Below are 25,459 nucleotides of genomic sequence, written 5' to 3'. Positions count from 1 at the left end.
CCTACCGAGCCAAGCCCGTGAACGCGTCAGAAAACTCATTTGCCGAGCGCCCGCGAGACGATCGCAATCCGGCGTCGGGTGGCGCCGCTCACCACTTAAAAGACCCATCAAATCCCTATCACTTGCACTCAATTAGGCATCAGTTGGGCAGCACGTGCCCGTTGACTCCCACGCCTGAGGCCCCGACAATGTCGATCAAGGCCTGCGCGGGCGTCCGCGTGGCCGCAGCGCCCGCTCGAGAGCTCCGCACCGTCCATGAAGTCGCCAGCAAAACCGCAGCCCAAGGCTCGTGCCGTCGCGGGCGTCATGGAGGATGCGGACACGCGCAGCTCGGCTCGGGCGGAGGCGTCGAGCGAGCACGAGCTCAGCGACGCGCCGAGCTCAGCCGATCACTCGAGCACGGGTGGCAGCGCGGGCCAGACCACGGGTGGCAGCACGGGGAGCACGGGTGGCAGCGCGCGGGACAAGCTGACGTCGCAGCCCGTGCCCTCGCCGCAGCCCGTGCCGTCGCCGCAGGCTCTGGCTCCGGCTCCGGAGTCGTCGCCCGCCGTCAAGATCCGGCGCACGGGTGGCAGCCAGAAACAGGGCGCGCGATCACGAGCGGGGCTCGAGCCCAACAACGTTCGCAAGCTTCGTCAGGAAGCGATGATGAGCAAGGCCGAGCTCGCTCGCCGAGCGGGCGTCTCGCCGCTGACGATCGATCGTGTCGAGGCGGGCTGTCCATGCCGCATGGACACCAAGCGCAAGATCCTCGAGGCGCTCGGGCTCAAGCCCTCGGCGCGCGCCGAGGTCTGGCCCGACATCGACGCGCAGGGCTGAGCGTGTGCGCGCGGTCGAGCGCGAGCGCGGGCCTGAGCGCAGGCCCGGCTCGGGCACAATTCCCCTTTGTTTTGACGAATTCAGCTGAATTCAGCCGCTTTCCCAAACCTTCCACGCGCTCGTTCGAGCGAGGAGCGAGGACCTGATGGCGCGCCAGTGCATCGGTCTCGACATCGGCTCGAGCTCGATCAAGCTCGTGCAGGTCAAGCTGTCCCGCAAGTCCTACAGCTTGCAGAACTTTGGCATCGAGCCGCTCCCGCCCGGAGCGATCGTCGACGGCGCGATCGCCAACCACGGCGCGGTCGCCGACGCGATCCGCAACCTCAGCAAGCGCATTCACCTGCGCGGCAAGGACGTCGCGACCGCGGTCTCGGGCAACAGCGTGATCATCCGTCGCCTCCAGATCCCCGCGATGGAAGGGGCCGCGCTCGCGGAGCAGATGGAGTGGGAGGTCAAGCAGAACGTCCCCTTCGCGCGCGAAGAGGTCATCGTGGACTGGGAGGTCCTGGTCCCGCGCACGCCCGACGGACAGATGGAGGTCGCGCTCGTCGCCGCGAAGCGCGAGATCGTCGAGCAGTATGTCGAGGCGGTGAAGGGCGCGGGCCTCAACCCATCCGTCGTCGATACCGACGCGTTCGCGATGCAAAACGCCGTCGAGAACTCGATGGGCTTCACCGAGAACGAGACCGTCGCGGTCATCAACGTCGGCGCGCACTTCTCGACGATCGTGATCGTCAGCGGCGGGCAGCCCGTCTTCCACCGCAACCTGGCCGCGGGGGGGGACACCTTCACGGAGGCGATCCGCCATCGCCTGGCTGTTGGCATGGATGGTGCGGAAGCTTACAAAGTTGGCGGTGGGGGCGGCGGTGGCGCCGCCGAAGTGGTACCCCAGGAGGTCCACCGGGTGCTGGCCCAGGTCTCCGAGCAGGTCTCGAGCGAATTCCAGCGGACGATCGACTTCTATCTGGGCGACGCGATCGGCGCCAGCCTTGGTCGGGTGTTCCTGACCGGTGGCAGCGCCCTGGTACCCCAGCTGCCAAAGGCGATCCAAGATCGTTCCCGGGTACCAGTGACGATCTTCGACCCCTTCGCCAGCATTGTCGTCGACGCGCGGCGCTTCGACGTCGAGTACCTGCGCGTAAATGCGCCGGTGGCCACGGTGGCCTTCGGTCTCGCAATGCGACGCCCCGGGGACAAGTGAGGGCCGAGCCATGATTCGCATCAACCTCTCACCATCGGTCAAGCGCAAGGCCCCGAACACCCGGGCCGTGACCGCGGTCCAGATGGTCGTGCCCACGACCAAGGTGTCGAAGGGCAGCCTCTACGCCGTCGTGATGCTCGTCGGCTGGGTCGCCGTCGGCGTCGTCGCCTGGCTGCTGCAAAGCGGCGTCCAGGAGGACACCACGCGGCTCAAGAACAAGGCCGCGACGCTGACCTCCGAGGCCAAGGCGATCAACGACAAGATCGACGAGGAAGACCTCCAGGCCCGCTTCAACCGCTACGAGGAGCTGATGGCCGCGGCCGCGGCCCTCCAGGAGAAGCGCCGCAGCCCGGTGTTCGTCTACCACGAGCTCAGCAACATCCTCACGACCGGCAAGATGCCCGACATCGACGAGGCCGAGCAGCGCAAGCGCGTGGCCCTCGATCCCCAGGCCCGCCTCGACCTCGACTGGGACGCGAACTCGGTCTGGCTGGCGAGCATGGAAGAGGAGAGCGTCGACGTCCTCGAGATCAAGGGCGGTACCCGCGACCCCGACGACCTCAGCGAGTTCGTCAAGCGCCTGCGCGCCTCCGCTCGCTTCGACCGGGTCTCGCACCCCGAGTTCGAGCTCGAACAGGTCGACCCACCAACCAGCAACGCGACCCGCCGGGAGATCAAGCCGGGCGAGTCCCTCCACAACTACTACACCTTCGAGCTCACCGCTCAGGTCCGCTACTGGGATTGATTGAGTCATGGCCGAATCCACGCTCGATCGACTCGAAAAGTACCCCGCGTGGCAGCTGGGCCTGGCCTGGCTGCTCGGCGCTGGCCTCGTGCTCGGCGGTTGGTACTTCCTCTACTTCTCCGACATCCTCGCCGCGAAGGCCCAGGCCGAGTCGGGGGTGAGCGCGGCCGAGGCCTCGCTGGCCAAGGCCAAAGACAACCTCACCAACTACGAGCAGCGCGTCAAAGAGCAGGCCGAGCGCGACAAGGAGCTGCAAAAGACCCTCGAGGTCGTGCCCGTCGACTCGTCGACCATCGACCACTTGATGAGCACCTTCCAGCGCGAGGCCCGGGGCGTCGGGCTCGGGATCGAGGCCTGGAGCCCGCAGCCCGAGGAATTCCACGACTTCTACGCGAAGATCCCCGTCGAGGTCACGGCGCTCGGGAGCTGGCACGAGATCGGCGAGTTCTTCCGCCGGGTGTCGGACATGAAGCAGATCGTCAACATCGAGGAGGTCAAGATGAAAGTCGGCAAGGACTTCGACGAGAGCGGCTTTCCCCTGCTCGCGGTCGACTTCACGGCCAGCGCCTTCCGCCTCCTGACCGATGACGAGCAGGCCGGCAAGGGCGAAGGCGCGACCCGCCGGAGCCAGAAAGGGGCCAAGCGATGAAGCGGTTGAGCATCGCCGCGCTGCTGCTCCTGTGCATGCCCGCGGCCGGCTGTGGCGACGACACCCAGGTCACCGGCCAGCGCGGGATGGGCGGTCAAAAGCCGATCAACAACGCTGGCGGCTCGCGGCGTAGCGGCGGTGGCGGCGGCGGCAGCGGGGAGGCCGAGGAGCCCAAGGCCGAGCGACCCGATCGCCCGCGCCCGACCCTGACCCGCGAAGACTTCTCCGGTCGCGCCCGCGACCCCTTCCACAACTATCTCGCGGCCGAGGTGCGCAACGTGCCCGAGCCCGTCGAGATCGTCCGCAAGCAGCGCGAGGTCAAGCTCTCGGAGTACACCTTCGAGGAGCTCCGCCTGATTGCGATCGTCAACGCGGGGCACAGCGTCGCCCCGACCGCGCTGTTCTTGGCCAGCGACAACAAGTCCAAGAGCGTCAAGCAAGGCGAGTACTTCAGCAGCGCCGAAGTTTTGCTCGCCTCGGTCAACCGCGATTACATCGAGATCGAGATCATCGATCCGGAGCTCTCCCCCGGCTGGAACATGGAGCGGGGCGAGCGGAAGGTCATCTATCTAAAAGACCGCTAGCTCGCACGAACCTGCTCAGCCCTTCAGCCAGCTGAACCGATATCCACCTCGCCGGATTGTCCGACGAGACCGGGCCCTTGCGCGCCTCGACGCCAAGCGTCGACTCGAGACCACGCCATGAACTCGCAGCCCAACAAGACCCCACGTCCCCGCTGGTCACTCCAGCGGCTCCGCTCCCGGTCGACCGCCGTCAAGTGGTCGCCGCTCCAGGTTTTGGCTCTGCCAGCCCTGCTGCTGCTGGCCCTCGATCCGGGCGCGGCCTCGGCCGGGCCGCCGAAGTCGAAGAAGTCGAGCGCGAGCAAGTCGGCCAAGGCCCGCGAGGACGCGCCCAAGCTCGAGGTCCGCAAGGCCGTCAACCAGATCGACGGGCTGACCGTCGAGGAGCTCGACGACGGGACCACGATCCTGCGCCTGCTCGGGCACGTCGAGCCGACCTTCAACGTCTATCGGCTCTCGGACCCCGATCGCCTCGTCGTCGACATCGCCAAGAGCGAGCGCGGTGAGGCCGTGCCCCACGTCCCGGTCGACTCGTGGGCGGTCGGGCGCGTGTCGATCAGCTCCGTCGAGGAGCACGACAGCAAGATCGCCCGGGTCGTCGTCAACCTCAAGCGCGAGTCGAGCTACATCGTCGTGCCCAAAGGTCGCGATCTCGCGATCACCTTGACCCCCAAGGAGGTCGCGCCCGAGGCCTACTTCGCGCGCAAGAGCGCGGGCCAGCGCCTCGACGAGATCGAGACGATGAAGGCCGAGGCGCGCAAGCAGGCGTCGGCGCTCGAGGCTGGCGCGCGCAAGCAGGCCTCGGCGGTCGAGGCCGAGGCGCGCAAGCAGGCGTCGGAGCTCGAGGCCGAGACCCGCAAGCAGCTGACCGAGTTCGAGGCCGAGGCGCGCAAGCAAGCCGCCGCGCTCGAGGCCGCCGCCAAGGCCAAGGCCCGGGGCGCCGAGGCGAAGGCCAAGAGCGCGGAGGCCAAGGCCAGCAGCGCGGAGGCCAAGGCCAGCAGCGCCGAGACCCGGGCCAGCGGCGCCGAGAAGCGGGCCCGCAGCGCCGAGAAGCGGGCCCAAGAAGCGGCCGCGAAGGCCCGCGAGGCCGAGCGCGAGGCCGCCAAGATCCGGGCCGAAGCCGAGAAAATTCGGGCGCGGGCCGAGGTCGCCGCGGCCAAGCGTGAGGCCGCCGCGGCCAAGCGCGAGAGCGAGGCCGCCGCGACGGCCGAGCAGATCGAGGCCCGGGCGGCGGACAAGCTGTCCGAGGCCCGGCGTCTGGCCGAGGCGCGCAAGTCGGCCCTCGCCAGCGCCGAGGAGGCCATGACCGAGGCCGAGCGCAAGGCCAAGCAGGCCGAGCAGCGCGCCGCCGAAGCCGCGGCGTCGGCCGAGCGCAAGGCCGCCCACGCCGAGCAGCGCGCGGCCGAGGCCAAGGCCGAGGCCGAGGCCGCCGAGGTCTACGCCGCCCGCGTGCGCAAGGGCGCCGAGGCCAAGGCCAAGCAAGCCGAAGAGCTGCTCGCGCTGGCCGACTCGGCCATGAAGCAGGCCCAGGGCGAGAGCGAGCAGGCCGAGCAGGCCCACGGCGAGGCCAAGCAGGCCCTGTCCGAGGCGCGCAAGGCCGCGCGCAAGCTCGGCAAGCGCGACACCAGTGACAAGGCCGAGCTCCAGCGCGCGGTCGAGCAGGCCGAGGCCGCGGCCGCGGCCGCCAAGAAGCGCGAGCGCGAGGCCAGCGATCGTCTCGCCGAGCTCCAGCGCGACCACGAGGCCCTCGCCGAGGCGCTCGAGACCAAGAAGACCGAGGCCACGCAGCTGCGCGGCGAGCTCGAGGCCAAGCGGACCGAGCTGGCCACGGCCAACGCCTCCGTCCGCGACGCCCGGGCCCAGTACGAGGCCCTCGGCGGTGACAAGGGCCCGAGCGAGGGCGAGAAGCGAGCCCACCGCAAGGCCAAGTCCGAGCTCGCCAAGGCCGAGGCCGAGCTCGGCAAGCTGCGCAAGCAAAGCGAGGCCGAGCAGGACAAGCTCGAGGCCTTGCAGCAGCAGGTCGCCGTCGCTGGCGAGCAGCTCGGCGAGACCCTCGCCGCCAACCAAAAGCGTCGCTCGCTGACCCAGCAGTGGGAGGAGGAGCGCGCGGCCGCCGGCCACGCCACGGTCCGCGACGTTCGCTTCGAGGACGGTGCCAGCGGCGCCCGGGTGATCGTCGAGCTCGACGGCCCGGTCGTCTACGACGCCAGCAGCCTCACGCCCAACATGACCATGCTCGAGCTGCGCGACGCGAGGATCCCTTCGGGCCTCGAGCGCAGCCTCGACACGACCAGCTTCCACGGGCCGATCGATCGGATCACCAGCTTCCGCGAGGGCGACGACGTCAAGATCGTCGTCGCCTCGGGCGCGGGGGAGTCGGCGGGCATCGAGCTCGACCGCCGGGCCAACCGCCTGATCTGGAAGTTCCCCAAGCTCGCGCGCGACGAGGCCCGGGCCGCGGCCCCGCTGATCGCCCGCGAGGTCAGCGAGACCGCGCCCGAGCGGACCGAGGTCGTGAGCCTCGGCGGCAACAAGGTGTCGGGCTTCTCGACCCCGCCGGTCATGGCCGCGCGGCCCGGGACCAAGCTCGGCAGCCGCAGCCGCTGGCGCGGCGAGCGGATCGACATCGAGCTTCAGGACGCCCCGATCAAGGACGTGCTCTTGCTCTTCTCGGACATCGGCCGCGTCAACATCATCGCCGGGCCCGAGGTTCAAGGCACGGTCACGATGAAGCTCTCGGCCGTGCCCTGGGACCAGGCCCTCGACATCATCTTGCGCTCGCTGACCCTCGGCATGGTCCAGGAGGGCAACGTGATCCGGGTCTCGACCCAGGCCAACCTCGAGGACGAGCGGCGCAAGGCGATCGAAGAGGCCAACGCCGCCGTTCAGCTCAAGCCGCTCGAGACCCGGCTGATCAAGGTGTCCTACGCGACCGTCCAGGACATGCTGCCCAAGGTCCAAAGCGTGCTCAGCTCGCGCGGCACGGTGACCCCGGACTCGCGCACCAACCAGCTGATCATCATGGACGTGGCCGAGAACATCGCGCTCGCCGAGTCCCTCGTCCGCCAGCTCGACAGCCAGACCCCGCAGGTCTTGATCGAGGCCCGGATCGTCGAGGCCCGGACCAACTGGCTGCGCCAGCTCGGCATCCAGTGGGGCTTCGACTTCATCGCCAGCCCCGGGACCGGCAACCCGACCGGTCTGCTGTTCCCCAACTCGATCGGCGTGGCCGGCGGCTCGGGCAGCAACCAGTCGCCGATCGGCGGCCTGCTCCTGCCCGGCGCCGCCGCCAACCCCAACTACGCCGTCGACCTCCCGGCCCCGGTCTCGACCGGCAACGGCGGCGCGATCGGCTTCAGCTTCGGCAGCCTCTCGGGCAACCTCAACACCAACCTCCGGCTGTCGGCCGCCGAGGACGAGGGCGAGGTCCGGATCATCTCCGCGCCGAAGATCGTGACCCTCGACAACACCGAGGCCCAGATCGAGCAGGGCGTGCAGATCCCGATCTCCCAGGTCTCGGCCCAGGGCGTCAACACTCGCTACGTCAACGCGACCCTCGGCCTGCGCGTCACCCCCCACGTGACCAACGAGGGCGCGGTCATGCTCGAAGTCCAGGTTCAAAAGAACGAGGCCGACTTCGTCAACACCGGCGCCCGGGGCGATCCGACGATCCTGACCAAGTCGGCCGAGAGCCAGCTGCTCATCGTCGACGGCGACACCGCGGTCATCGGCGGCATCTACACCCGCAACCAGGCCGTCAACCACAACAAGGTGCCGTGGTTCGCCGACATCCCGATCATCGGCTGGTTCTTCAAGAACAGGACCGAACGCGACGATCGCTCGGAGATGCTGATCTTCCTGACCCCGAGGATCGTCAACCGCTCCACATCAATCGGCGGGTAGTTTGATCCCCCCACAGCCGCCGTGCACTTTGCCACGCACGGCCGCAAGCGGCCGGTCGCTCCTCGCTGCGCTCGTCGCTCGGTGGGCTGGTATGAGCTACGCAAGGGTCTGCGTGGCCCCCCTGAGGGGGGCTGGTTTGATCCCCCCACAGCCGCCGTGCACTTTGCCACGCACGGCCGCAAGCGGCCGGTCGCTCTTCGCTCGGTCGGCCAGTACACTTGTTCGTGGCAGCGGGAGTTCGTGACGTGGTCGTGGAGCCGGTCTTCTTGCTCGGGATGATGGGCGCGGGCAAGTCCAGCGTCGGTCGTGAGCTCGCCCGCGAGGAGCCCGGGGCGACCTTCATCGACCTCGACGCGCGCATCGAGCTGCTGTTCGGCGCGTCCGTCGAGGGTCTGTTCGCGCACGGCGAGGACTACTTCCGGGCCTGCGAGCGCGCGGCGTTGCGCTCGCTCGTCGCCGAGCCTGGCTTCGCCGCCGCCTCGGTCGTCGTCGCGACTGGCGGCGGCGTCGTCATCGACCCGGCCAACCTCCAGACCATGGGCGCCGTCGGAACCCTCGTCTACCTCGAGGCCGACGTCGCGACCTTGACCGCGCGACTGTCGACCGAGGCCGAACGCCGCCGCCGCCCCCTCCTCGGCGACGCCCAAACCCTCACGCAGCGACTCGCGCACCTGCTCGAAGCCCGCGAGCCCGCCTACCGTCAGGCGCATCACGTCGTCGACGCCCGCGAGTCCCCCCAAGAGGTGGCGACGCGAGTACGGCGGGCCTTGTCCAAACCGTGACAACGGCCACGGGGGGATCAAACCAGCCCTCCTCAAGGGCGCGACGCAGACCCTTGCGAAGCTCATACCAGCCCACCGAGCGACGAGCGCAGCGAGGAGGGACCGGCCGTGCGTGGCCAGGTGCAGGGCGGCCGCGGGGGGCTCAAAAGGAGTTGCTCTTCGGCTGTTGGCCGCGATACTACGCCTTGGCGATCGAGCCTACGGCCCACGGCCGGACCCGGTCCCCGGAGCAGCCCATGGCGCAGCCAGGAACGGAGAAGCGCAAGCCGATCGCGTTGCACGTCGCGGTCCCGACGGAGGATGAGAGCTACCCGGTCTTGATCGGCAAGGGGCTCCTCGCCAGGCTCGGCTACGAGCTGCGTCGCAGCCACCCCAACGCGCGCCGCGTCGCGCTCGTGTCCGACGAGAACGTGATGCCGCTCTACGGCGGCCTCGCCCGGGGCAGCCTCGAGGCCGAGGAGCTCGAGGTCCACTGCTTCACGATCCCCGCCGGAGAGTCGTCCAAGTGCCTCGAGCAGCTCGTTGGGCTGATCGAGGGCATGGTCGCCGCGCGCCTCGGTCGGCGCGACGTGGTCGTGGCCCTCGGCGGCGGCGTCGTCGGTGATCTCGCCGGCCTCGCGGCCGCGCTGTTCATGCGCGGGATCGACCTGATGCAGTGCCCGACCTCGCTGCTGGCCCAGGTCGACGCCTCGGTCGGTGGCAAGGTCGCGATCGATCTGCCGTCGGGCAAGAACCTGTTCGGGACCTTCCACTTTCCGACGGTCGTGCTCATCGATCCCGCGGTCATCAAGACCCTGCCCGACCGCGAGCTCGCCTGCGGCCTCGCCGAGATGCTCAAGCACGGCGCGCTGTTCTCTCCCGAGCATTTCCACCAGGTCGTGGACGCCGCCGCCGACATGTATGCCCACAAGCCCGAGGTGCTCGCGCGCAAGATCGCCGCGTCGGTCGGGCTCAAGGCCGCCTGCGTCAGCCGCGACCCTCGCGAGCAGGGCGAGGCCGGCAAGGGCCGCGTGGCGCTCAACCTCGGCCACACGATCGCCCACGCGCTGGAGCTGATGTCGGACTTCGAGCTCAAGCACGGCGAGGCCGTGGCCCTCGGCCTGATCGCCGCGGCGCGCCTGTCCGAGCGCAAGAAGCTGGCCAAGACCGAAGAGGGCGAGGTCGGTCTCGAGGAGCAAATGCGGGCGGCGCTGGCGGCTCTGCGGCTCCCGACCAACCTCGACGCCTGGCTGACCGAAGCGCGGCTCGAGCGGCTCGAGGCCAACCTCAAGAACGACAAGAAGCGGGGCTTCGCGAGCATCTCTTACATCGGGCTCTCGCGGATCGGTGACCCGGCCGTGCTCTCGCTGTCTGCCCAAGAGATCGTGGCTTTGTTGCGAAATCCAAAGCCGGATTGATACGCTAGCGGGGACGACTGCGCTCCTGGTTTTTTGTCGCGGAGCGCGGCGGTCGTCATAAGAGGAGCTCGATCATGATCTCGAAGCTGTCATCCCGTCTCGCCCTCGCCGGCCTCATGGCTCTCACCGCGATGAGCGCTTGCGTTCAGGAGCAGGACTACTTGATCGTCGAGCGCGCGATCTGGTTCGACGGCCGCGACAACTGCGTGCTCACCGGCTCCGAAGCCACGCCGCTGGCGATGTCGGTCGACGTCAAGTTCGACACGCGCATCGGCCTGGCCTTCGTCCTGACGAACAACCAGACGACCAACGTCAACAGCAACACGGGCATCGACGACAGCGAGATCCAGATCGAGAGCGCCGAGGTCAGCCTCTCCTTCAGTGGCGGGGGGGTCGACGGCAACGCCTTCGAGGTCTCGGTCCCGACCAACTCGATCCCCGGTGGCTCGTCGGAGACCTTGCTCATCCAGGTCCCAGCCTCGGTCTCGGCCTCGCTGCGCACGACGATGTCCGCGCTCCCCGCGGGCAGCTACGAGACCCTCGAGATGGAGGTCGTGTTCAAGGGGCGCCGGACTGGTCAGGCCGGCAACACCAAGATCGGCAGCGTCGAGAGCCGGCCCTACACCTTCCCCTTCGAGATCTGCTACGGCTGCCTCGAGGCGTGCCAGCCCGCCACGAACTGCGGCGGCGAGGGCGACGAGGTGGTGTGCCCAACCGAGACCGAGTGGGCCGGATCCTGCGGCTTTGCCCAGGGCGTGGGCATCTTCCACCCCGCGTGCACAATTCCGTCCTGAGCTGCGCGCTGGCGGGGGCTGCGGGCCTCACGCCCACGAGCTGAATTTCGAGGGTTCCGGGGGTCTCGATCCTCCTGACAACCCTTGTGGGACATGATAGGTTCGGCATCCGCCCGGTCGAGATCGGTCAGGCGCTTCGCACGTCCGGAGGACACATGTCGGTCGCAGAGATCCAAGACAACAAGTGGGAACGCGAGTCCATCAAGCCGCCGGTCACGAACGCCGCTTCGGTTGGCATCATCATCATGATGAGCGGCTTCGCGCTGTTCTTCGTCGCTGTCCTCGTCGGCGCGGTCGTCGGGTCCTTCACCGACACCGAAGAGATGGACTTCGACAAAGTCCAGCGCGACGACGCGAGCAAAGCCGCCGAGTAGGCGGTCCAGACCTCGAGCTGGGCCTGAGCCTGGCAGCCTGCTAGGTCGAGGCCGAGCCAAGGCCGATCAGGCTCAGGTGCTGGCCGATGCCAGCGCCATCTCGGCGATACGAAAAATAAAGATCCGGGTTCGCGTGGGTGCAGCCGCCCACGCGTTCGATTTGGTTGGCGGGCAGGCCCGCGGCCTCGAGCTGGGCGATGACGCAGGCGACGAGGTCGACGTGGGGCTTTTTGTAGCTGCGGTCGACGAAGCGCGGCTCGAACTCGGCGGCGACCTCCTCGCCGACCTCGAAGGCGGCGAGCTCGATGCACGGGCCGACCGCCGCGAGCAGTCGGCCGGGGTCGACGCCGCCCTGATCGCGCAGCGTCTCGACCGTGCGCGCGGCGATGTTGGCGACGGTCCCGCGCCAGCCGCTGTGGACGGCGGCGACGACGCTGGCGTCTCGATCGCAGATCAAGATCGGCACGCAGTCGGCGGTCATCACGGCCACGACCCTGGCCGGCTCCCCGTGCGCGCGCGCGTGCCAGATCCCGTCGGCCTCGCTGTTCGCGTCTACGTTGCGGGCCGCGAGGACCCGGTCGCCGTGAACCTGGCGGACGCGGACGAGCTGGTCGAGATCGAAGTCGGCGGCCGCGGCCACCCGGCGCAGGTTCTCGGCCACGGCCTCGGGCGCGTCGCCCCAGCGAGCCCCGAGGTTCAAAGACGCGTAGCGGTCTCGGCTGACCCCGCCGACGCGGGTCGTGAAGCCGTGGGTGATCGCGGCGGGGAACAACTGGGCGCGCAGCAGCATGAGCGGGGTCTTCTTGGGTCTCCCTGACTCGGGGCTGCGCCCCGACACCCTCGCTTCGCTCGGGTTCACAGGTCCAGGGAGACTATACCCTGGGCTCACTCGAGCGCGGCCTCGCGTGGACGGAGCGTGACCGCCGAGGGCACGAAGCCGGAGGCAGCCGCAGGGACCTGGTGGGCGCTCACCGACGCGCGCCGCCTCGACGGCGGTCCGGCGCGCACGAACTCGAGTTCCTTTGGGTCGGGCTGAGGACCGCGCCCCCGCAGAATCCACCTCGCGTCGTCGTCATCGTCGGCCTCGAGCCTCGAGCCTCGAGTTCTTCGATCAGCCGGTCGAGCTTTGGGTCGGGCTGAGGACCGCGCCCTCGCAGAATCCACCTCGCGTCGTCGTGGTCATGGTCGGCCTCGAGCCTCGAGCTCTTCGATCAGCCGGTCGAGCTCCGGCGGCAGCGGCGACTCGAACTCCAGCCGCCGACCGTCGGGGTGGACGAAGCCCAGGGTCGCGGCGTGGAGCGCGTGGCGTCCGAGCTCGTCGCTGAGCGTGCGCAGCTTTGGATCGCGGGGGCGTCGGGCATAGAGGGGATCGGCGAAGATCGGGTGACCGACGTGGCGGGCATGCATCCGGATCTGGTGGGTCCGGCCGGTCTCGAGCTCGAAGCGCAGCAGCGCCGCGCGCTCGCCGAGCGCGCGCACGACCCTCATGTTCGTGACCGCTCGGCGCTCGCCCTGGTCCGGGGAGAAGCGCCGACGATCGGCCGGATCCCGGCCGTGCCGAGTCTCGACCCGCTGTGTCGTGAAGCTCGGGACCCCGAGCACGATCCCGAGGTAGGCGCGGGTGATCGTGTGCTCGCGAAATTGCCCGGCGAGAGCCTCGAGCGCCGGGAGGGTCTTGGCCACGACGATCAGCCCGCTGGTGTCCCGGTCGAGGCGGTGGACGATGCCCGGGCGCTCGGGGCCGTTTCCGGGCAGCAGCGGCAGCGAGTCGGCGCTCGGCTCGAGCCCAAGTTTGAGATGGTGCAGGACCGCGTTGACCAGCGTGCCCTCGCTGTGGCCCGGGCCCGCGTGCACGACCATCCCCGCGGGCTTGTCGATGACCAGCGCGGCCGCGTCTTCGTGGACGATCGTCAGCGGGATCGCCTCGGGCACCGCGTGGGCGAGGGGCTCGGGCGCGAGCAGCTCGAGCTCGACCTCGCACGCTCGCTCGAGCCTGGCCCCCGGCTTGACCGCGCGCCCGTCGATCCGCACGAGCTTGGCCGTGAAGCTCCGGGCCAGCTGTGAGCGGGTGACCTCGCGGCCCTGGTCAACCAACGCAGCGACCAGCGCACGATCCATGCGCTGGCCGATCGCAGCCTCCGAGAGGCCGACCCGCACCGGGCTCACCAGATGCCGGTGTCGAGGTTGGCCATCGTCTTGATGACGCGGTCGACGATGGCACGATCGAAGAAGTTGCGCCGGAACAGCTCGGGGGTGACGCGGCTGCGGAACAGGTCGCGGCCTTCGGTGATCTCCTCGCCGAGGACCTCGAAGAAGTTGTCGTCCTTGAGGCCCTGCTCGATCTTGGCCTTGTTGTACAGCTGGATGTCCGAGGCGATCGCGCGGGACAGCTGCTGGGCGCGGGCTTCGTTGTCGATGATCTGCTGGGCCACGGAGCGAGTTTGCCACAAGCGCGGGCGGCTCGGCCAAAAAGCGTAATCCGGCGCGCAAAGGCGGCCACAACGCCCGCTCGCCGGGGTCAGGCGGTCGGGAGCTCGAGGACGCCAGCGCAGATCGTGTCGACCTCGAGCACGAAGCCCCGCGCCCGTCGTGCTAACAACCCCGGCCATGCTCGTGCGTGTCCCCCATGCACAGCCGCTGATCCCCGGTCGGCTCGTCGATCGCTACGATCGCTTCATCGCCGAGATCGAGCTCGACTCGGGCGCGCGAGTCCGGGCCCACTGCGTCAACCCGGGGCGCATGGAGGGGCAGGTGCGGCCCGGCGCGCGGGCCTGGCTCACGAAGGCGCCGCCCGCGAGCAAGCGCAAGCTTCGCTACACCTGGGAGCTCGTCGAGGAGGACGGGATCATCGTCGGGGCCAACACGGTCGCGCCCAACCGGGTGGTCGCAGAGCTGCTCGCGGCGCGGGTGCTCCCGGGGCTGCGTCGCTTTCGCGGGCTGCGGCGCGAGGTCGCCTACGGCGAGCGCTCGCGCGTCGACTTTGTCCTCGACGGCGCGACGCCCCACTACATCGAGGTCAAGAACACACACCTGCGCTACCCCGACGCGCGCGGCTACTTCCCCGACTCGGTCAGCGCCCGCGCGACCCATCACCTCGAGGCGCTCAGCGAGGTCGTCGCGTCTGGTGCCAAGGCCACGGTCCTGTTCACGACCCAGCGCCCCGACGTCCGGGCGATCCGACCGTCGATCCTCCACGACCCCGAGTTCGCCGCGGCGGCCCGAGCCGCGCACGCCGAGGGGGTCCGCTTCCGCGCCGTGACGATCCGACCGACGCTGGCGGCCTTCGAGGTCCTGCGCGAGATCCCCGTCGATCTGAAGATCTACGAGACCGACGAGCACGAGCGCTGGCGGGCAGAAAAATTACCCTGGTCGGGCTGGCGTCGCGACCCGCGGCGTCGCCCGAGCTGATCGCCCCTTGTCCCTCAGATCGCATCACTGACAGTCGGGACACCGCCGCTGAGGGGGTCGTGACGGCCGCCAGACGGTGGTTGGACGATCGATCGTGTGCTGCATCGTCTGCGCCGAGGGCTCCGTTCACGCGCTCGCCGCTCGCCTGCGGGGGTATATAGACCCCGTGAGCGAGCGGCGAGCGCAGTTCGAGCGTGAAGGATTCAGCGTGACCCCGGGCTTCGTCGCCGCGCGCGCCCGCGAGACGCTGCGCGACGCGGCCAGTCCGCTCGGCGTCCGCGAGGGGCCGCGTGCGCAGTCGGTGGCGGATCGGGCCGACGAGGGGGATCCACGTTGAACCCCCTGACCGGCAGTCTGCCCTCGCTGCTCGCCGCGACCGTCGCGTTCGCGATCGGGACCTCGGTCGTGCTGCGCGATCGCTCGCGCGACGACTTCGTGCTGTTCGCGGTGTTCTGCTTCAACCTCGGGCTGTTCCACCTCGCCACCTTCTTCCACGAGTTCTCGAACATCTCGCTGTTTCGCTGGGGCGCGCAGTCGCTCTCGCTGGTCTTGCCGTGGACGGCGGACCGCTGCTTCTCGAGCCTGATCCCGGCCGAGGAGCGCCCGCGTCGGCGCAGCCGGCTCCAGACCGCGATCTTGGTCATCCTGCTCGGCGCCCACGCGACCGCGCTGTTCATCCTCTTGAGCCGCTCGCCCGAGCAGGCCCTCGACCGCGTGACCCGCGAGCGCTTCTGGGACCTGGCCGAGTGGGGTCCGTGGGATCTGGTCTCGGTCGGTCTCAACGCCTACGTGATCGTCGGGCTCGCGTTCGTGGCCCTGCGGATGTGGCGGGCGGCCAACCAAGCCGAGGGCACGGCCACGGCCCCGCGCCTGCGCTACCTCTTCTACGCGAGCATGGGCGCGATCGCGTTCGGCTCGCCCGCGCTCACGGCGATCGGCCCGATCGTCAGCGCGGTCTACCTCTACTTCGTGGCCCAGACGCTGCAGCGCGAGCGCCTGCTCGAGCTCCCGGAGCTCGCGGCGCGGATCCTGACGCTCGCGCTGCTGATCATGGCGGTCACCGGGCTGTTGGCCCTGCTGCTGCTGTGGATCCCGGCCAAGACGGGCAGCTGGACCCTGTTCGTGTTCAACAGCGCGGTCGCGGCCTTCGCCGTCATCGTGCTGCTCGATCCCGTGCGCCAGGAATTCGAGTCGCGGGTCGAGACCTGGCTGTTTCGCGATCGGGCCGAGCTGCGCGCGCTGCTGGTCCAGCTTCGCTTTCGCCTGCTCAACGTCATCGACCCCGACGTGATGGTCCAGGTCGTGCTCGAGGCCCTCGCCGAGTCCCACCGCGTGACGACGGCGAGCATCTTCTTGCTCGACGCGCGCGGGACCTCGCTGGTCCTGCTGCGCGAGATCGGGGAGCACCCCGTGAGCCTCACGCGCCTCGACGTCGCCAAGCGTCGGCCGCTGCTCGAGCGCCTGCGAACCCAGGGGCCGCAGCTGCGCGACGTGCTTCAGCGCGAGCATGAACGGGCCGGCCGCGACGCCGAGGTCGAGCTCCAAGACTGCCTCGACACCCTCGCCGAGCTCGGGGCCGCCCTCGCGGTGCCGATCGTCTCGGTGTCCGACGCGAGCTCTGGCGCCGAGGGGCCCGAGCGCCTCCGCGGGTCCGAGCGCGTGCCCGCGCGCAAGGCCTCGCGCGAGACCGAGGGCCGCCGCGAGCTGATCGGCGCCCTGTTCGTCGACGACGAGCGCCTGCTCGAGCCCTTCTCGAGCGAGGAGATCGAGCTGTTCGAGAGCCTCGCCTCGCAGGCGGCCGTGACCCTGCAAAACTCCGCCGTCTGGGAGCAGCGCAAGGAGCGTGAGCGGCTCGCGGCCCTCGGTGAGATGGCGGCCGGCCTCGCCCACGAGATCCGCAACCCGCTCGGCGCGATCAAGGGCGCGGTCCAGGTCGTCGAGCCTGGGCTCGCCGGGGCCGACGAGATGACCCGAGAATTCCTCGGCGTGATCGTCGAGGAGGTCGATCGCCTCAACCGCGTGGTCACCCAGTTCCTCCGCTACTCGCGGCCCTACTCCGGCGAGATCGAGCAGGTCGATCTGACCGAGGTCGTCCGCGCGACCCTGCGGCTGCTGCCCCGGGCGCGGGTCGGGCGGGTCAAGGTCGACTTCGGGATCTTCGTCGAGCAGGTCGGCGAGCTCTCGGCGGCCGAGGCGTCGAGCGTGAGCCTGACCCTCGAGGCCCACGCCCCCGCCGTGCGCGGGGATCCCGAGGCCTTGCGCCAGGTCCTGCACAACCTCGTGCTCAATGCCCTCGATGCCACCGAGGAGCAGAGCCCGCCCGGGACCGTCTGGATCGAGTTCGAGCACCGCATGCGCGGTTTGCCAGACACCGACGCGGTCGCGATCAGCGTGCGAGATGACGGCCCTGGCCTGTCGACGGCGACGATGTCGAACCTGTTCGTGCCCTTCCACACGACCAAGAGCGGCGGGACCGGGCTGGGCTTGCCGATCAGCCAGCGCATCGTCGAAAATCACCACGGGATGATCGAAGTCAGCAACAACCCCGATGGCGGGGTCACCTTCACGGTGCTGCTTCCGGTTGATCTCGGAATCACGAGCACGAGCCAGTGACAGAGCCCAAGCCACGCGTTTTGGTCGTCGACGACGAACCCAACCTCCGCAAGGTCCTCGGGGCCTTGCTCCAACAAGCCGGGCACGAGGTCGTGACCGAGGCCGACGGCGAGTCCGGTCTCGCCCGGGTCAAGAGCTCTCCGCGCGGGACCTTCGATGTGGTCATCTCCGACCTGCGGATGCCCGGCATGGACGGCATGCAGCTGCTGCGCGCGCTCGTCGAAGAGGACTCCGGCTTGCCGGTCATCATCCTGACCGCGCACGGGACCGTCGACACCGCGGTCGAGGCCGTCAAGGGCGGGGCCTTCGACTTCCTCGAGAAGCCCTTCGACCGCGACCAGATCGACAAGATCCTCAACAAGGCGATCGCAACCCGTCGGCTCTCGGGCCCCCGCACCGAGCCGTCCGCGATCACCGAGAGCGCCGCCGACCCGCCCTCGGTCGACGACGGGATGGTTGGCCGCAGCGAGTCGATGGTCAACGTCAAGGAGATGATCCGGACCGTGGCCGCGAGCCCGTCGACGGTCTTGATCACGGGCGAGAGCGGCACGGGCAAGGAGCTCGTCGCGCGGGCGCTGCACCTCGGCTCCGAGCGTCGGCACATGCCCTTCATCCGGGTCAACTGCGCGGCGATCCCCTCGACCCTGGTCGAGAGCGAGCTGTTCGGCCACGAGCGCGGCGCGTTCACGGGCGCGGTCTCGGCTCGCCAGGGCCGCTTCGAGCTGGCCGACGGCGGCACCCTCTTCCTCGACGAGGTCAGCGAGATCCCGCTCGAGATCCAGGTCAAGCTCCTGCGCGCGATCCAGGAGTCCGAGTTCGAGCGCGTCGGCGGGGTCAAGACCTTGCGCGTCAACGTCCGCCTGATCGCCGCGACCAACCGCAACCTCGAAGAAGAGATCAAAGAGAAGCGCTTCCGCGAGGATCTCTACTATCGCCTCAACGTCGTGCCGATCCACCTCCCGCCGCTGCGCGACCGGCCCGAGGACGTCGAGCCGCTCCTCGAGCACTTCCTCGCGCGGTCCAACGAGCGCCTCGGCAAGGAGGTCAAGGGCTTCGACGCCGAGGCCCTCGAGGCCCTGCGGAGCTACTCGTGGCAGGGCAACATCCGCGAGCTCGAGAACCTCGTCGAGCGCATGGTGTTGTTCGCAAGCGGCGATCTGATCGGCGTCGGCGAGCTGCCCGACTCGTTCACCAGCGACGAGTCGGACGACGACGAGCCCGAGTCCGGGGGCGAGGTCGGGCTCCCGCGGGCCATTCGGCTCCCGCTCGACAGCCTCGGCCTCGATCTCAAAGAGGCGGTCAAGGCCGGCTCACGCCGGATCGAGGAGGCCCTGATCCGCGAGGCGCTGGCGCAGACCGACGCCAACGTGACCCGCTCGGCCCGCAAGCTCGGCATCTCGCGGCGCAGCCTCCAGTCGAAGATGAAGGAGCTGGGCCTGCGCGAGGAGATCGCCAAACAAGGCGGCGTGTCCTCGCCGAGCCCGGACGAAGACGGCGGCTGATCCCGTTCGAGTTGGCCTCACACCCAGGCCACACGATTGAGAACCGCGTTCGGGATTCGAGCGCGGCGCACGCCCGTGGTTCGCTAAGATCTGGCCATGCGTAGCTCGAGCCTGGTTGCCTTTGCCTTTGCCTTCACGGCCCTCCTGGCTTGTGGTGACTCGGCCCCACCGGGCGCCGACGAGAGCACCGGTGGGACCGCGTCGACCGACACCGGTGGCCAGTGCACGCTCGGCTCCGAGGGCTGCCCGTGCGCGCCCGGTGGCGCCTGCGATCCCGGGCTGACCTGCCTGTCGATGATCTGCGTCGACGCTGGCGGGGACGGAGACGGCGATCCCGGCGACGGAGATGGCGACACGGGTGATGGTGACGGCGACACAGGTGACGGTGACGGCGACACCGGAGATGGCGACGGAGACGGGGACGGGGACGGCGATGGCGATGGCGACGGCGCCCCGCCCAACTGCGGCGACGGCGTGGTCGACTTCGTGGACGGCGAGCAGTGCGACGACGGCAACATGGTCGACAACGACGGCTGCAGCGCGGCCTGTGAAGTCGAGGTCGGCGGCGCCTGCGGCGACGGTGCCCTCGACTTCGACAACAACGAGGAGTGCGACGACGGCAACGTCGTCGACGGCGATGGCTGCAGCGCCAACTGCCAGCTCGAGCCGCTCGGCCTGATGTGCGGCGACGGCATGCTCGACAACCTCGAGGTCTGCGACGACAACAACACCACCAACGGCGACGCTTGCAACCCGACTTGCAACCTCGAGAACACGACCACGCTGTTCGCTGGCTCCCCCGGAAACCCGGGCCTCGTCGACGGCGTCGGCCTGGCCGCGCGCTTCGGTGGCTGGTGCGTGGCCACGGCCGACAACTCCTACCTGTGGGTCGGCGACTCGCTCAACAACGGCCACGCGGTCGTGCGCCGGGTCGACGCGGTGACCGGGGCGGTGCTCACGATCGCGGGCGGCAACCAGGGCGATCAGGACTCACCGGTCGGCCTCAACGCGCGCTTCGCGTGGATCGAGGCCCTCGCGAGCGACGGCAACACGATCTGGGTCGCCGACGAGGGCAACCACAAGATCAAGGCCATCGACCTCAACCCGCCCTACTCGGTCACGACCGTGGCCGGCTCGGGCGCCAACCAGGTCGTCGACGGCAACGGGGTCAACGCCGCGTTTGGTGGGCTCCGGGCCGCGACCTACTACAACGGCATCGTCTACGTGCTCGACGGCAGCAACGCCGTGCTGCGCAGCTTCAACCCCCAAAGCGGCGAGGTCCTGACGATCGCCGGGATGGCCGGGCAGCAGGGCCAGCAAGACGGCTTTGGCAGCGCCGCGCGCTTCATCAGCCCGCGCTACATGGCCTCGGACAACTCGGGGATGCTCTACATCGCCGACACCAACGGCAACAAGATCCGGACCTACAACACCATCGACACCTACGTCGGCACCTTCGCCGGCGACGGGACCAGCGGCTACGTCGACGCGGTCGGCCAAAACGCCCGGCTCCACCGCCCGCGCGGCATGAGCTCCGACGGGACCAGCATCTACTTCTCGGAGTACAACCAGCACACCGTCCGCCAGGGCGTGATCGCGACCCAGTCGATCTCGACCAACATCGGCCAGCACTGCGACGGCAACCCAAATTGCAACGGCGGCTATCAAGAGGGCACGGGCACGGCCAACACCCTGCTCCAGAGCCCCGTCGGTCTCGCCTTCCACTACCCGACCAACACGATGTTCGTGTGTGACACGGGCAACAACGTCATCCGCGCGCTGCGCTGAACTCGCCCGCTATCCTGGCAGCGCGATCATCGTCGCGGCCGAAACCGCGAACAGGGGCTCGAGCTGGGCGTAGCTGTGGCGCTCGGCGAAGAAGCCGATCGCGTAGACCCGGCCGTAGCTCTCGATCATGCGCAGGTAGAGCTGGGTCTCGCCCCAGACCGGGTGATCCGGGAAGCTCAGCGCGAGCGAGATGTCACGGCCCTCGTCGGAGCCCTCGACCACGTCCATGTCGAGCCGCTCGGGCAAGTTGAGGTTGGCGAACAGCTGCTCGCGGGCCCGCGCGAGCGGCTGGCTGCCGCCGACCTGCTGGTCGGTGAGGAACACCGAGGCGGCCAGATCCGGCGCGCAGCCCAGCGCGAGGGGGGCGGCGCTGCGGGCGAAGGTCGGGCTCTGCTCGGGGACCTGCTCGCCCTCGAGCCCGGGCGGGAGCCGGACGAGCAGGTGCTCGTCGAAGAAGGCCGTCGGGGCCACGCCGACCTCGGCTGGGCACACCGGGCCCCGCGCGACGACATCGGGCGGGAGCTCCCCCGCGTGCTCGACGAACAGGGCCGGGGGTGGTGGGTCCGTCAGGCCGGGCGGGTCCAGCGGGGCGGCAGGCCCGTGGCCGCATCCTAGGACCAAGGGGAGAAACAGCGACACGCGCGAGGCCGGACCGAGAAAGGAGCGCATGGAGCGATGGACGCACATCTGCGCGGCAAGTTCCCGTCCGTGATGTGCGCGCGCTGTCCCCAGCTAAGTCGCTGAATTCGACCCCTGAGGCCACCTCGTGGGCCGGTCTGGCTGGACGCAAACGAGACCGCCGATTACCATCGCGTCGCTCATGCCCGGCGAACCCGCACGCAAGTTGACCCGGGAGCAGATCGAAGCCGAGCTCAAGGCGCTGATCATCGACGCGCTCAAGCTCGACGAGACTCTGCCCGAGGAGATCGACAGCGACGCGCCGCTGGCCTCGGCCGGGGTCGGGCTCGACTCGATCGACGTGCTCGAGCTGGCGATGGCCGTCCACCGCCGCTTCGGGGTCACGACCGAGGGCGACGCCGCCACCAACCAGCGCATCTACACGAGCGTGCGCAGCCTCGCCGAGTTCCTCGAGCACGAGCAGGCCCGCGGCGTCACCCTGACCCCGAGCGAGGGCTGAGGGCACTGTCGGGGCTTTGGCTGGGGCACTGGCCGGGGCACTGGCCGGGGCTCTGGGGCGTCGTCAGGTGTTGAGGACGGCGTCCCAGCGCGTGTCGAGCCGGGTCGGGGCGTCGTCGAGGTCGCGCTCGCCCTCGTGACGGACCAGCTCGAGCTCCTCGAGCTGGGCCAGAGCGTCGCGGATCTCGAAGTCGATCGTGATCTCGAAGCGCGCGTCGAGCCGGGCCTCGACCGCGTCGTCGAGCTCGCGCGTGGTCAGCCCGGTGGGCGGGCGGGCGGTGCAAGAAGAAGTAGGCCAGCAGCGCCTCCTTGCGCTCCTCTTCTTCGGCTGTCCTCACCCTCGGCCGACGCGAACCCGTCGAGCAGCGCCGCGATCACGTCGTGGCGGGGCCCGGGGATGTCCTGGAAGCGAGCGCCAGTCATGGCGGGGCGAGGCGATCATCGCCCCGCAGGAGCTGCGGGTGAGCCGAATGTGGTTCGGGGTAGGTGCGGGGCAAAATCCCAGATTAAAAAAAAGTGCTGATTTTTTCTTGACCCTCCCCATACCTGCCCGTACTTTTCGCAACGGTTGGGTAAAGCACGGTTCGCTTTGCCCGTACGAGATCCGCGCCATGAAACGCTCCGCGACATTTACCGTCAGGCATCCCAATCTGGGATGGGCCTCACGGTCGTTTGCCCAGAGCTCGCTAGCTGGTTTGCCAGCTGGCGAACTCATGGGCGATATGATCGCGTGTTGAGCGTTTTTCGGCGTGTTTCACCAAGCGAGCTCCTCGAGAGCTTCTGAGACCGCCGGGGAGCCCAGCACGCGGACCGTCAGGCCCTGGCTGACCCCAGCCTTGGCAGCTGCCGCATTGGTGTAGTGGGAACACATCCGATTGTCGATCGGATGCCGGGGGTTCGATTCCCCCATGTGGCGATTCACTCAGCTGGACCGTAGGTAGTTAGTAGTAGATGGTTAGTAGTTAGTAGTTGGTAGTTGGTAGCTAGTAGTTGGTAGTAGCTAGATAGTCAGTAGATAGATAGTTGGTAGTTGGAGATAGATAGTTCGTACGTTCGAGCGCGAGCGCGCACCAGGCCCCGAGGACCGACCCCCTCGGGGTTCTTTTTTTGTCGTCAGCCCGCGATCTGCACCGCCCAGCTCGTGACCCGCTCGAGCAGCGCGGCGTCGACGTGGCGGCGAAGATCCGCGTAGTGGCCCGGCGTCGACACGCCCGGCTCGGGCTTGAACAGGTGATCGAGCTCGGGCAAGAGCTCGGCCGCGCTGCCGTCCGCGCCGTGTCGCTCGACGTGGGCGCGGATCCGCTCGAAGTCCCGCTCGGGGCTGACCTGAAAGTCCTTGGCGCCCTGCAGAGCGAGGATCGGCGCGCGGACCTTGGCCAGGCGCGCGAGCGGATCTTCGGCGAAGGCCTCGACCATCCAGCGGCGCGCGCCCTCGCTGCTGGCCGGGAGGTCTTCGCCGGCCAGGGCCGCATCGTGGACCCGCTGCGCGCGACCCACGGCCGTGCGGATCTCGCCCTCGCGGCGGCCTGCGAGCGAGGCCCGGATCTCGTCGTAGACCAGCTCGCGCAGGTTCCGACCCGGGGCCGCGAGCATCACCAGCCCGGCGACGCGATGGTTGCGGCCGCGCGCGCGCGTGCCCTCGGCGGCGAGGATGCTCGCGACCAGGGCGCCCTCGCCGTGTCCGACGATGAGGATCCGGCGCGGATCGACCTGCGGCTGGGCCGCGAGCGTGGCCAGAGCCCGGCGACCGTCCTCGACCAGGGCCGAGAAGCCCGGGGTTGGATCGTCGCCGATCCCGCTGTCGCCGACGCCGCGGTCGTCGAAGCGCAGGACCGCGAACCCGGCCGCCGCGAGCATGTCTTGGATCTCGTGGCTGCCGATGTCGACCGGGCTGTCGGGCACGAGGCCGTGGCGATCTTGCGGCCCGGCGCCGCCGAGGAAGAGCACCGCCGGACGTCCGCGCGCGGGCGCTTCGCCAGCTGCGAGGACCAGCTCTCCGGCCAGCGTCGGCTGGCCGCGCTCACCCGGCATCTCGATCGGGACCAGCTCGAGGCCGTCGGGGGTCGGGTAGCTCGGCCGGGGCGACGCAGGCAAAAAAGGCGCGAGCGAGTCGTCGGGGAGGGGGCGGTAGATCGGCGCGTCGTTGGCCAACACCATCGAGATCCGGAGTCCGCCGAGCCCCGCGTCGGCGCCGTCGAGCCCGAGCACGCTGGCCCCGGTGTGGGCCTGGGCGTGATCGTGGTCGAGCCGCTCGAGGCTCAGCGCGACCTCGGTGATCGCGTCGCGCTCGGGCACGAAGCCACGCTGGCGCATGCCCGCCGCGTCCCCACCGACCCCCAGGCGCAGCATCAGCTCGCGCAGGTACACGGCGTGGCTCGGGGTCACCCACAGATCCGCGGCGTCTTCGATCGCGAGTTGATCCCCGAGCCGTCGAACGACGAGCGCGCCGTCGCGCCATGCGAAGCGGGTCACGAGCTCGGGCGTGCGAAATTCGGCGTGGCGTGGGTGGCCGTCGGCGTCGAGCCAGGTGTGGAGCTCCCAGCTCGGGCGGGGGGCGTGCTGAGCTTGGAGCTGGGCGACGAAGTGCCACAGCGATCCATCCTCGGGGTGTTCGATGCGCCCGAGGCAGGCCCCGCGCGTGCTTGCGACGATCGCCCCGCCCTCGCCGAGGACCGCCCACGCGCGCAGGGGTTCGGCGCAGAGCTCGGAGACGGTGGTCGGTGAGGTCTCGTGGAGCTCCGGTGGCGAAGGCGGCGGCTCACGCTCGGCGCGGACGCAGGCGAGGCTGGTCACGAGCGAGATGGCGAGCAAGCTCGAGTAGGTCGGGCGAATCCTGAGCTGGGGCTTGGCCAAGTCCGCCGAGACTAGCAGCCCGGGCTGCAAGCAGCCCATGGCGCTAAAAATCGACAGCTCGAACGGAGCACCCGCCATGGGGGGGGAGGCACGAGGGGACGACCACCAGTGATTGTTCTCCCTCCCCATGACGAGGCCCGAGCTCGTGGTGTTGGTCGTGGTGCTAGATGAATCAATTGGGACGTGGCGGAGGCGGCGGCGGAGGCGGGCGTCGCATGGCCTTGGTCTTGCGGACCGGCGCGGTCTGGGCCTGGTCCGTGCACTGAAGCTGCGCGTCTTTGTCGGCCTTCTCCAGCTCGACCTCGGCTCCCTCGGGCAAGATATCGATCTTGCCTGGCGGCGGCTTCTTGAAGAAGAACATGGTCCGGGCCTTGTCGAGCTCGCCGCTGTGGTGGCCCATGAGCTCGGTGACCGGCTCGAGCTTGGATTGCTCGAACAGCGTCCGCTCGGCCGAGGGCGGGGGCGGGGGCGCGCCGGGCTCCGACCACGCCATCCACTGCGGAGCGTCGGGCGGCGGTCCGAGCGGGGGCCCAGACTGTGGCGGCAAAAGGGGGGGCTCGGGCATCGGCGAGCGCCGCCACAGCCACCAGGCGCCGCTCAGAAGGAACAGGGTCGCCGAGCTGCCGACCATGATGATCATGACGCCTTCGATGGTCATGGGACCTCAATCGTCTTGAATCCGCCGGATTTGAGCATCAGGATCTTGTAGTCGTGTCCGGGGCTCAATCGACAGCGACCGACCTTCTCCCACTCGTCCGCCTTGTTCGTGCGGACCTTGATGGTGTGACTGCCCTCGCGTAGCTCGATGGTCTTCTCGGGCTCGAGGGTCAGCTCTTTGCCCGCGACCTTGATGTAGAGGAAGCGAAACTGGTTGGCGTTGAAGGTCACGGTGACCTTTTGCTTCTTTGGTGGC

The 25,459-nt window shown here is 69.2% G+C and carries 23 protein-coding genes and 1 tRNA gene; 17 read left to right on the top strand and 7 right to left on the bottom strand.

Going from position 1 to position 25,459, the window contains the following annotated elements; translation table 11 throughout:
• Positions 1-255 precede the first annotated feature (255 nt).
• From ENSA5_RS39535 to ENSA5_RS34305, 10 genes are all read left to right on the top strand, one after another.
• A complete protein-coding gene (locus ENSA5_RS39535) occupies positions 256-819 on the top strand; it encodes a helix-turn-helix transcriptional regulator (protein WP_258183108.1) in 564 nt (187 codons plus the stop codon).
• Between the two features lie 145 nt (positions 820-964).
• The gene (gene pilM, locus ENSA5_RS34345; RefSeq protein ID WP_106395952.1) at positions 965-2,020 is read left to right on the top strand and encodes a type IV pilus assembly protein PilM; all 1,056 of its coding nucleotides are present in this window, start codon (positions 965-967) and stop codon (positions 2,018-2,020) included.
• A 10-nt stretch (positions 2,021-2,030) separates the two neighbouring features.
• A complete protein-coding gene (locus ENSA5_RS34340) occupies positions 2,031-2,765 on the top strand; it encodes a PilN domain-containing protein (RefSeq protein ID WP_106395951.1) in 735 nt (244 codons plus the stop codon).
• A 7-nt stretch (positions 2,766-2,772) separates the two neighbouring features.
• Positions 2,773-3,414: a type IV pilus inner membrane component PilO gene (locus ENSA5_RS34335; RefSeq protein WP_106395950.1), complete on the top strand. Its 642-nt coding sequence runs from the start codon at positions 2,773-2,775 to the stop codon at positions 3,412-3,414.
• A complete protein-coding gene (locus tag ENSA5_RS34330; protein WP_106395949.1) occupies positions 3,411-3,998 on the top strand; it encodes a hypothetical protein in 588 nt (195 codons plus the stop codon). The genes ENSA5_RS34335 and ENSA5_RS34330 overlap by 4 nt, the downstream gene beginning before the upstream one ends.
• A gap of 213 nt (positions 3,999-4,211) precedes the next feature.
• Complete coding sequence (locus ENSA5_RS34325; protein ID WP_181198454.1) at positions 4,212-7,898, top strand: type IV pilus secretin PilQ; 3,687 nt, start codon at positions 4,212-4,214, stop codon at positions 7,896-7,898.
• 224 nt (positions 7,899-8,122) lie between these two features.
• On the top strand, positions 8,123-8,680 hold the full coding sequence (locus ENSA5_RS34320) for a shikimate kinase (protein ID WP_146156425.1): 558 nt from the start codon (positions 8,123-8,125) through the stop codon (positions 8,678-8,680).
• A 236-nt stretch (positions 8,681-8,916) separates the two neighbouring features.
• Positions 8,917-10,077, top strand: coding sequence for a 3-dehydroquinate synthase (gene aroB / locus ENSA5_RS34315; RefSeq protein WP_106395946.1), 1,161 nt, complete (start codon positions 8,917-8,919; stop codon positions 10,075-10,077).
• Between the two features lie 74 nt (positions 10,078-10,151).
• A complete protein-coding gene (locus ENSA5_RS34310; RefSeq protein ID WP_106395945.1) occupies positions 10,152-10,871 on the top strand; it encodes a hypothetical protein in 720 nt (239 codons plus the stop codon).
• 155 nt (positions 10,872-11,026) lie between these two features.
• Positions 11,027-11,245, top strand: a complete 219-nt coding sequence (locus tag ENSA5_RS34305; protein WP_106395944.1) for a hypothetical protein — start codon at positions 11,027-11,029, stop codon at positions 11,243-11,245.
• Between the two features lie 40 nt (positions 11,246-11,285).
• On the opposite strand, the gene pgeF is transcribed toward ENSA5_RS34305, so the two are convergent.
• The 3 genes from pgeF to ENSA5_RS34290 all read right to left on the bottom strand — a co-directional run bounded on the left by pgeF (position 11,286) and on the right by ENSA5_RS34290 (position 13,677).
• Complete coding sequence (pgeF, locus tag ENSA5_RS34300) at positions 11,286-12,035, bottom strand: peptidoglycan editing factor PgeF (protein WP_106395943.1); 750 nt, start codon at positions 12,033-12,035, stop codon at positions 11,286-11,288.
• A gap of 389 nt (positions 12,036-12,424) precedes the next feature.
• A complete protein-coding gene (locus ENSA5_RS34295; protein WP_219906916.1) occupies positions 12,425-13,411 on the bottom strand; it encodes an RluA family pseudouridine synthase in 987 nt (328 codons plus the stop codon).
• Positions 13,408-13,677, bottom strand: a complete 270-nt coding sequence (locus ENSA5_RS34290; RefSeq protein ID WP_106395942.1) for a hypothetical protein — start codon at positions 13,675-13,677, stop codon at positions 13,408-13,410. The genes ENSA5_RS34295 and ENSA5_RS34290 overlap by 4 nt, the downstream gene beginning before the upstream one ends.
• A 175-nt stretch (positions 13,678-13,852) precedes the next feature.
• Between ENSA5_RS34290 and sfsA the strand changes: the two genes are divergently transcribed.
• From sfsA to ENSA5_RS34270, 5 genes are all read left to right on the top strand, one after another.
• A complete protein-coding gene (gene sfsA, locus ENSA5_RS34285; RefSeq protein WP_106395941.1) occupies positions 13,853-14,653 on the top strand; it encodes a DNA/RNA nuclease SfsA in 801 nt (266 codons plus the stop codon).
• Positions 14,654-14,819: 166 nt separating this feature from the next.
• The gene (locus tag ENSA5_RS38740; protein ID WP_181198453.1) at positions 14,820-14,990 is read left to right on the top strand and encodes a hypothetical protein; all 171 of its coding nucleotides are present in this window, start codon (positions 14,820-14,822) and stop codon (positions 14,988-14,990) included.
• Complete coding sequence (locus ENSA5_RS34280) at positions 14,987-17,266, top strand: ATP-binding protein (RefSeq protein ID WP_106395940.1); 2,280 nt, start codon at positions 14,987-14,989, stop codon at positions 17,264-17,266. The genes ENSA5_RS38740 and ENSA5_RS34280 overlap by 4 nt, the downstream gene beginning before the upstream one ends.
• Positions 17,263-18,768 (top strand): sigma-54-dependent transcriptional regulator, encoded by a 1,506-nt coding sequence (locus ENSA5_RS34275; protein WP_106395939.1) that lies wholly within the window; start codon positions 17,263-17,265, stop codon positions 18,766-18,768. The genes ENSA5_RS34280 and ENSA5_RS34275 overlap by 4 nt, the downstream gene beginning before the upstream one ends.
• A gap of 96 nt (positions 18,769-18,864) precedes the next feature.
• Entirely contained in the window at positions 18,865-20,556 is a 1,692-nt protein-coding gene (locus tag ENSA5_RS34270; RefSeq protein ID WP_106395938.1) for a DUF4215 domain-containing protein, read from the top strand.
• Positions 20,557-20,565: 9 nt separating this feature from the next.
• Here ENSA5_RS34270 and ENSA5_RS34265 read toward each other — a convergent pair whose 3' ends face one another.
• Positions 20,566-21,225, bottom strand: coding sequence for a hypothetical protein (locus ENSA5_RS34265; protein ID WP_146156424.1), 660 nt, complete (start codon positions 21,223-21,225; stop codon positions 20,566-20,568).
• 151 nt (positions 21,226-21,376) lie between these two features.
• Here ENSA5_RS34265 and ENSA5_RS34260 point away from each other — a divergent pair, with 151 nt between their 5' ends.
• A complete protein-coding gene (locus ENSA5_RS34260) occupies positions 21,377-21,694 on the top strand; it encodes a phosphopantetheine-binding protein (RefSeq protein ID WP_106395936.1) in 318 nt (105 codons plus the stop codon).
• Between the two features lie 844 nt (positions 21,695-22,538).
• Positions 22,539-22,609: transfer RNA gene (locus tag ENSA5_RS34255), tRNA-Asp, on the top strand.
• Between the two features lie 197 nt (positions 22,610-22,806).
• On the opposite strand, the gene ENSA5_RS34250 is transcribed toward ENSA5_RS34255, so the two are convergent.
• The 3 genes from ENSA5_RS34250 to ENSA5_RS34240 form a co-directional block, all read right to left on the bottom strand.
• Positions 22,807-24,546: an alpha/beta hydrolase family protein gene (locus ENSA5_RS34250; protein ID WP_181198452.1), complete on the bottom strand. Its 1,740-nt coding sequence runs from the start codon at positions 24,544-24,546 to the stop codon at positions 22,807-22,809.
• Positions 24,547-24,718: 172 nt separating this feature from the next.
• Positions 24,719-25,204, bottom strand: coding sequence for a hypothetical protein (locus tag ENSA5_RS34245; RefSeq protein WP_106395934.1), 486 nt, complete (start codon positions 25,202-25,204; stop codon positions 24,719-24,721).
• The coding region (locus tag ENSA5_RS34240; RefSeq protein WP_181198451.1) for a hypothetical protein at positions 25,201-25,459 on the bottom strand (259 nt) is incomplete at its 5' end. The genes ENSA5_RS34240 and ENSA5_RS34245, both read right to left, overlap by 4 nt.

Origin of the sequence: Enhygromyxa salina, assembly GCF_002994615.1 — a bacterium.
Taxonomy (GTDB): domain Bacteria; phylum Myxococcota_A; class Polyangia; order Nannocystales; family Nannocystaceae; genus Plesiocystis; species Plesiocystis salina_A.
This window is presented reverse-complemented; position numbering and strand designations above follow the sequence as displayed.

Coding starts and splice junctions, on each gene's coding strand:
- ENSA5_RS34245 (WP_106395934.1), bottom strand. CDS start 25,204: ATGACCATCGAAGGCGTCATGATCATCATGGTCGGCAGCTCGGCGACC.
- pilM (WP_106395952.1), top strand. CDS start 965: ATGGCGCGCCAGTGCATCGGTCTCGACATCGGCTCGAGCTCGATCAAG.
- ENSA5_RS39535 (WP_258183108.1), top strand. CDS start 256: ATGAAGTCGCCAGCAAAACCGCAGCCCAAGGCTCGTGCCGTCGCGGGC.
- ENSA5_RS34310 (WP_106395945.1), top strand. CDS start 10,152: ATGATCTCGAAGCTGTCATCCCGTCTCGCCCTCGCCGGCCTCATGGCT.
- ENSA5_RS34330 (WP_106395949.1), top strand. CDS start 3,411: ATGAAGCGGTTGAGCATCGCCGCGCTGCTGCTCCTGTGCATGCCCGCG.
- ENSA5_RS34335 (WP_106395950.1), top strand. CDS start 2,773: ATGGCCGAATCCACGCTCGATCGACTCGAAAAGTACCCCGCGTGGCAG.
- ENSA5_RS34265 (WP_146156424.1), bottom strand. CDS start 21,225: ATGCGCTCCTTTCTCGGTCCGGCCTCGCGCGTGTCGCTGTTTCTCCCC.
- ENSA5_RS34340 (WP_106395951.1), top strand. CDS start 2,031: ATGATTCGCATCAACCTCTCACCATCGGTCAAGCGCAAGGCCCCGAAC.
- ENSA5_RS34305 (WP_106395944.1), top strand. CDS start 11,027: ATGTCGGTCGCAGAGATCCAAGACAACAAGTGGGAACGCGAGTCCATC.
- sfsA (WP_106395941.1), top strand. CDS start 13,853: ATGCTCGTGCGTGTCCCCCATGCACAGCCGCTGATCCCCGGTCGGCTC.
- ENSA5_RS34270 (WP_106395938.1), top strand. CDS start 18,865: ATGCGTAGCTCGAGCCTGGTTGCCTTTGCCTTTGCCTTCACGGCCCTC.
- ENSA5_RS34260 (WP_106395936.1), top strand. CDS start 21,377: ATGCCCGGCGAACCCGCACGCAAGTTGACCCGGGAGCAGATCGAAGCC.
- aroB (WP_106395946.1), top strand. CDS start 8,917: ATGGCGCAGCCAGGAACGGAGAAGCGCAAGCCGATCGCGTTGCACGTC.
- pgeF (WP_106395943.1), bottom strand. CDS start 12,035: ATGCTGCTGCGCGCCCAGTTGTTCCCCGCCGCGATCACCCACGGCTTC.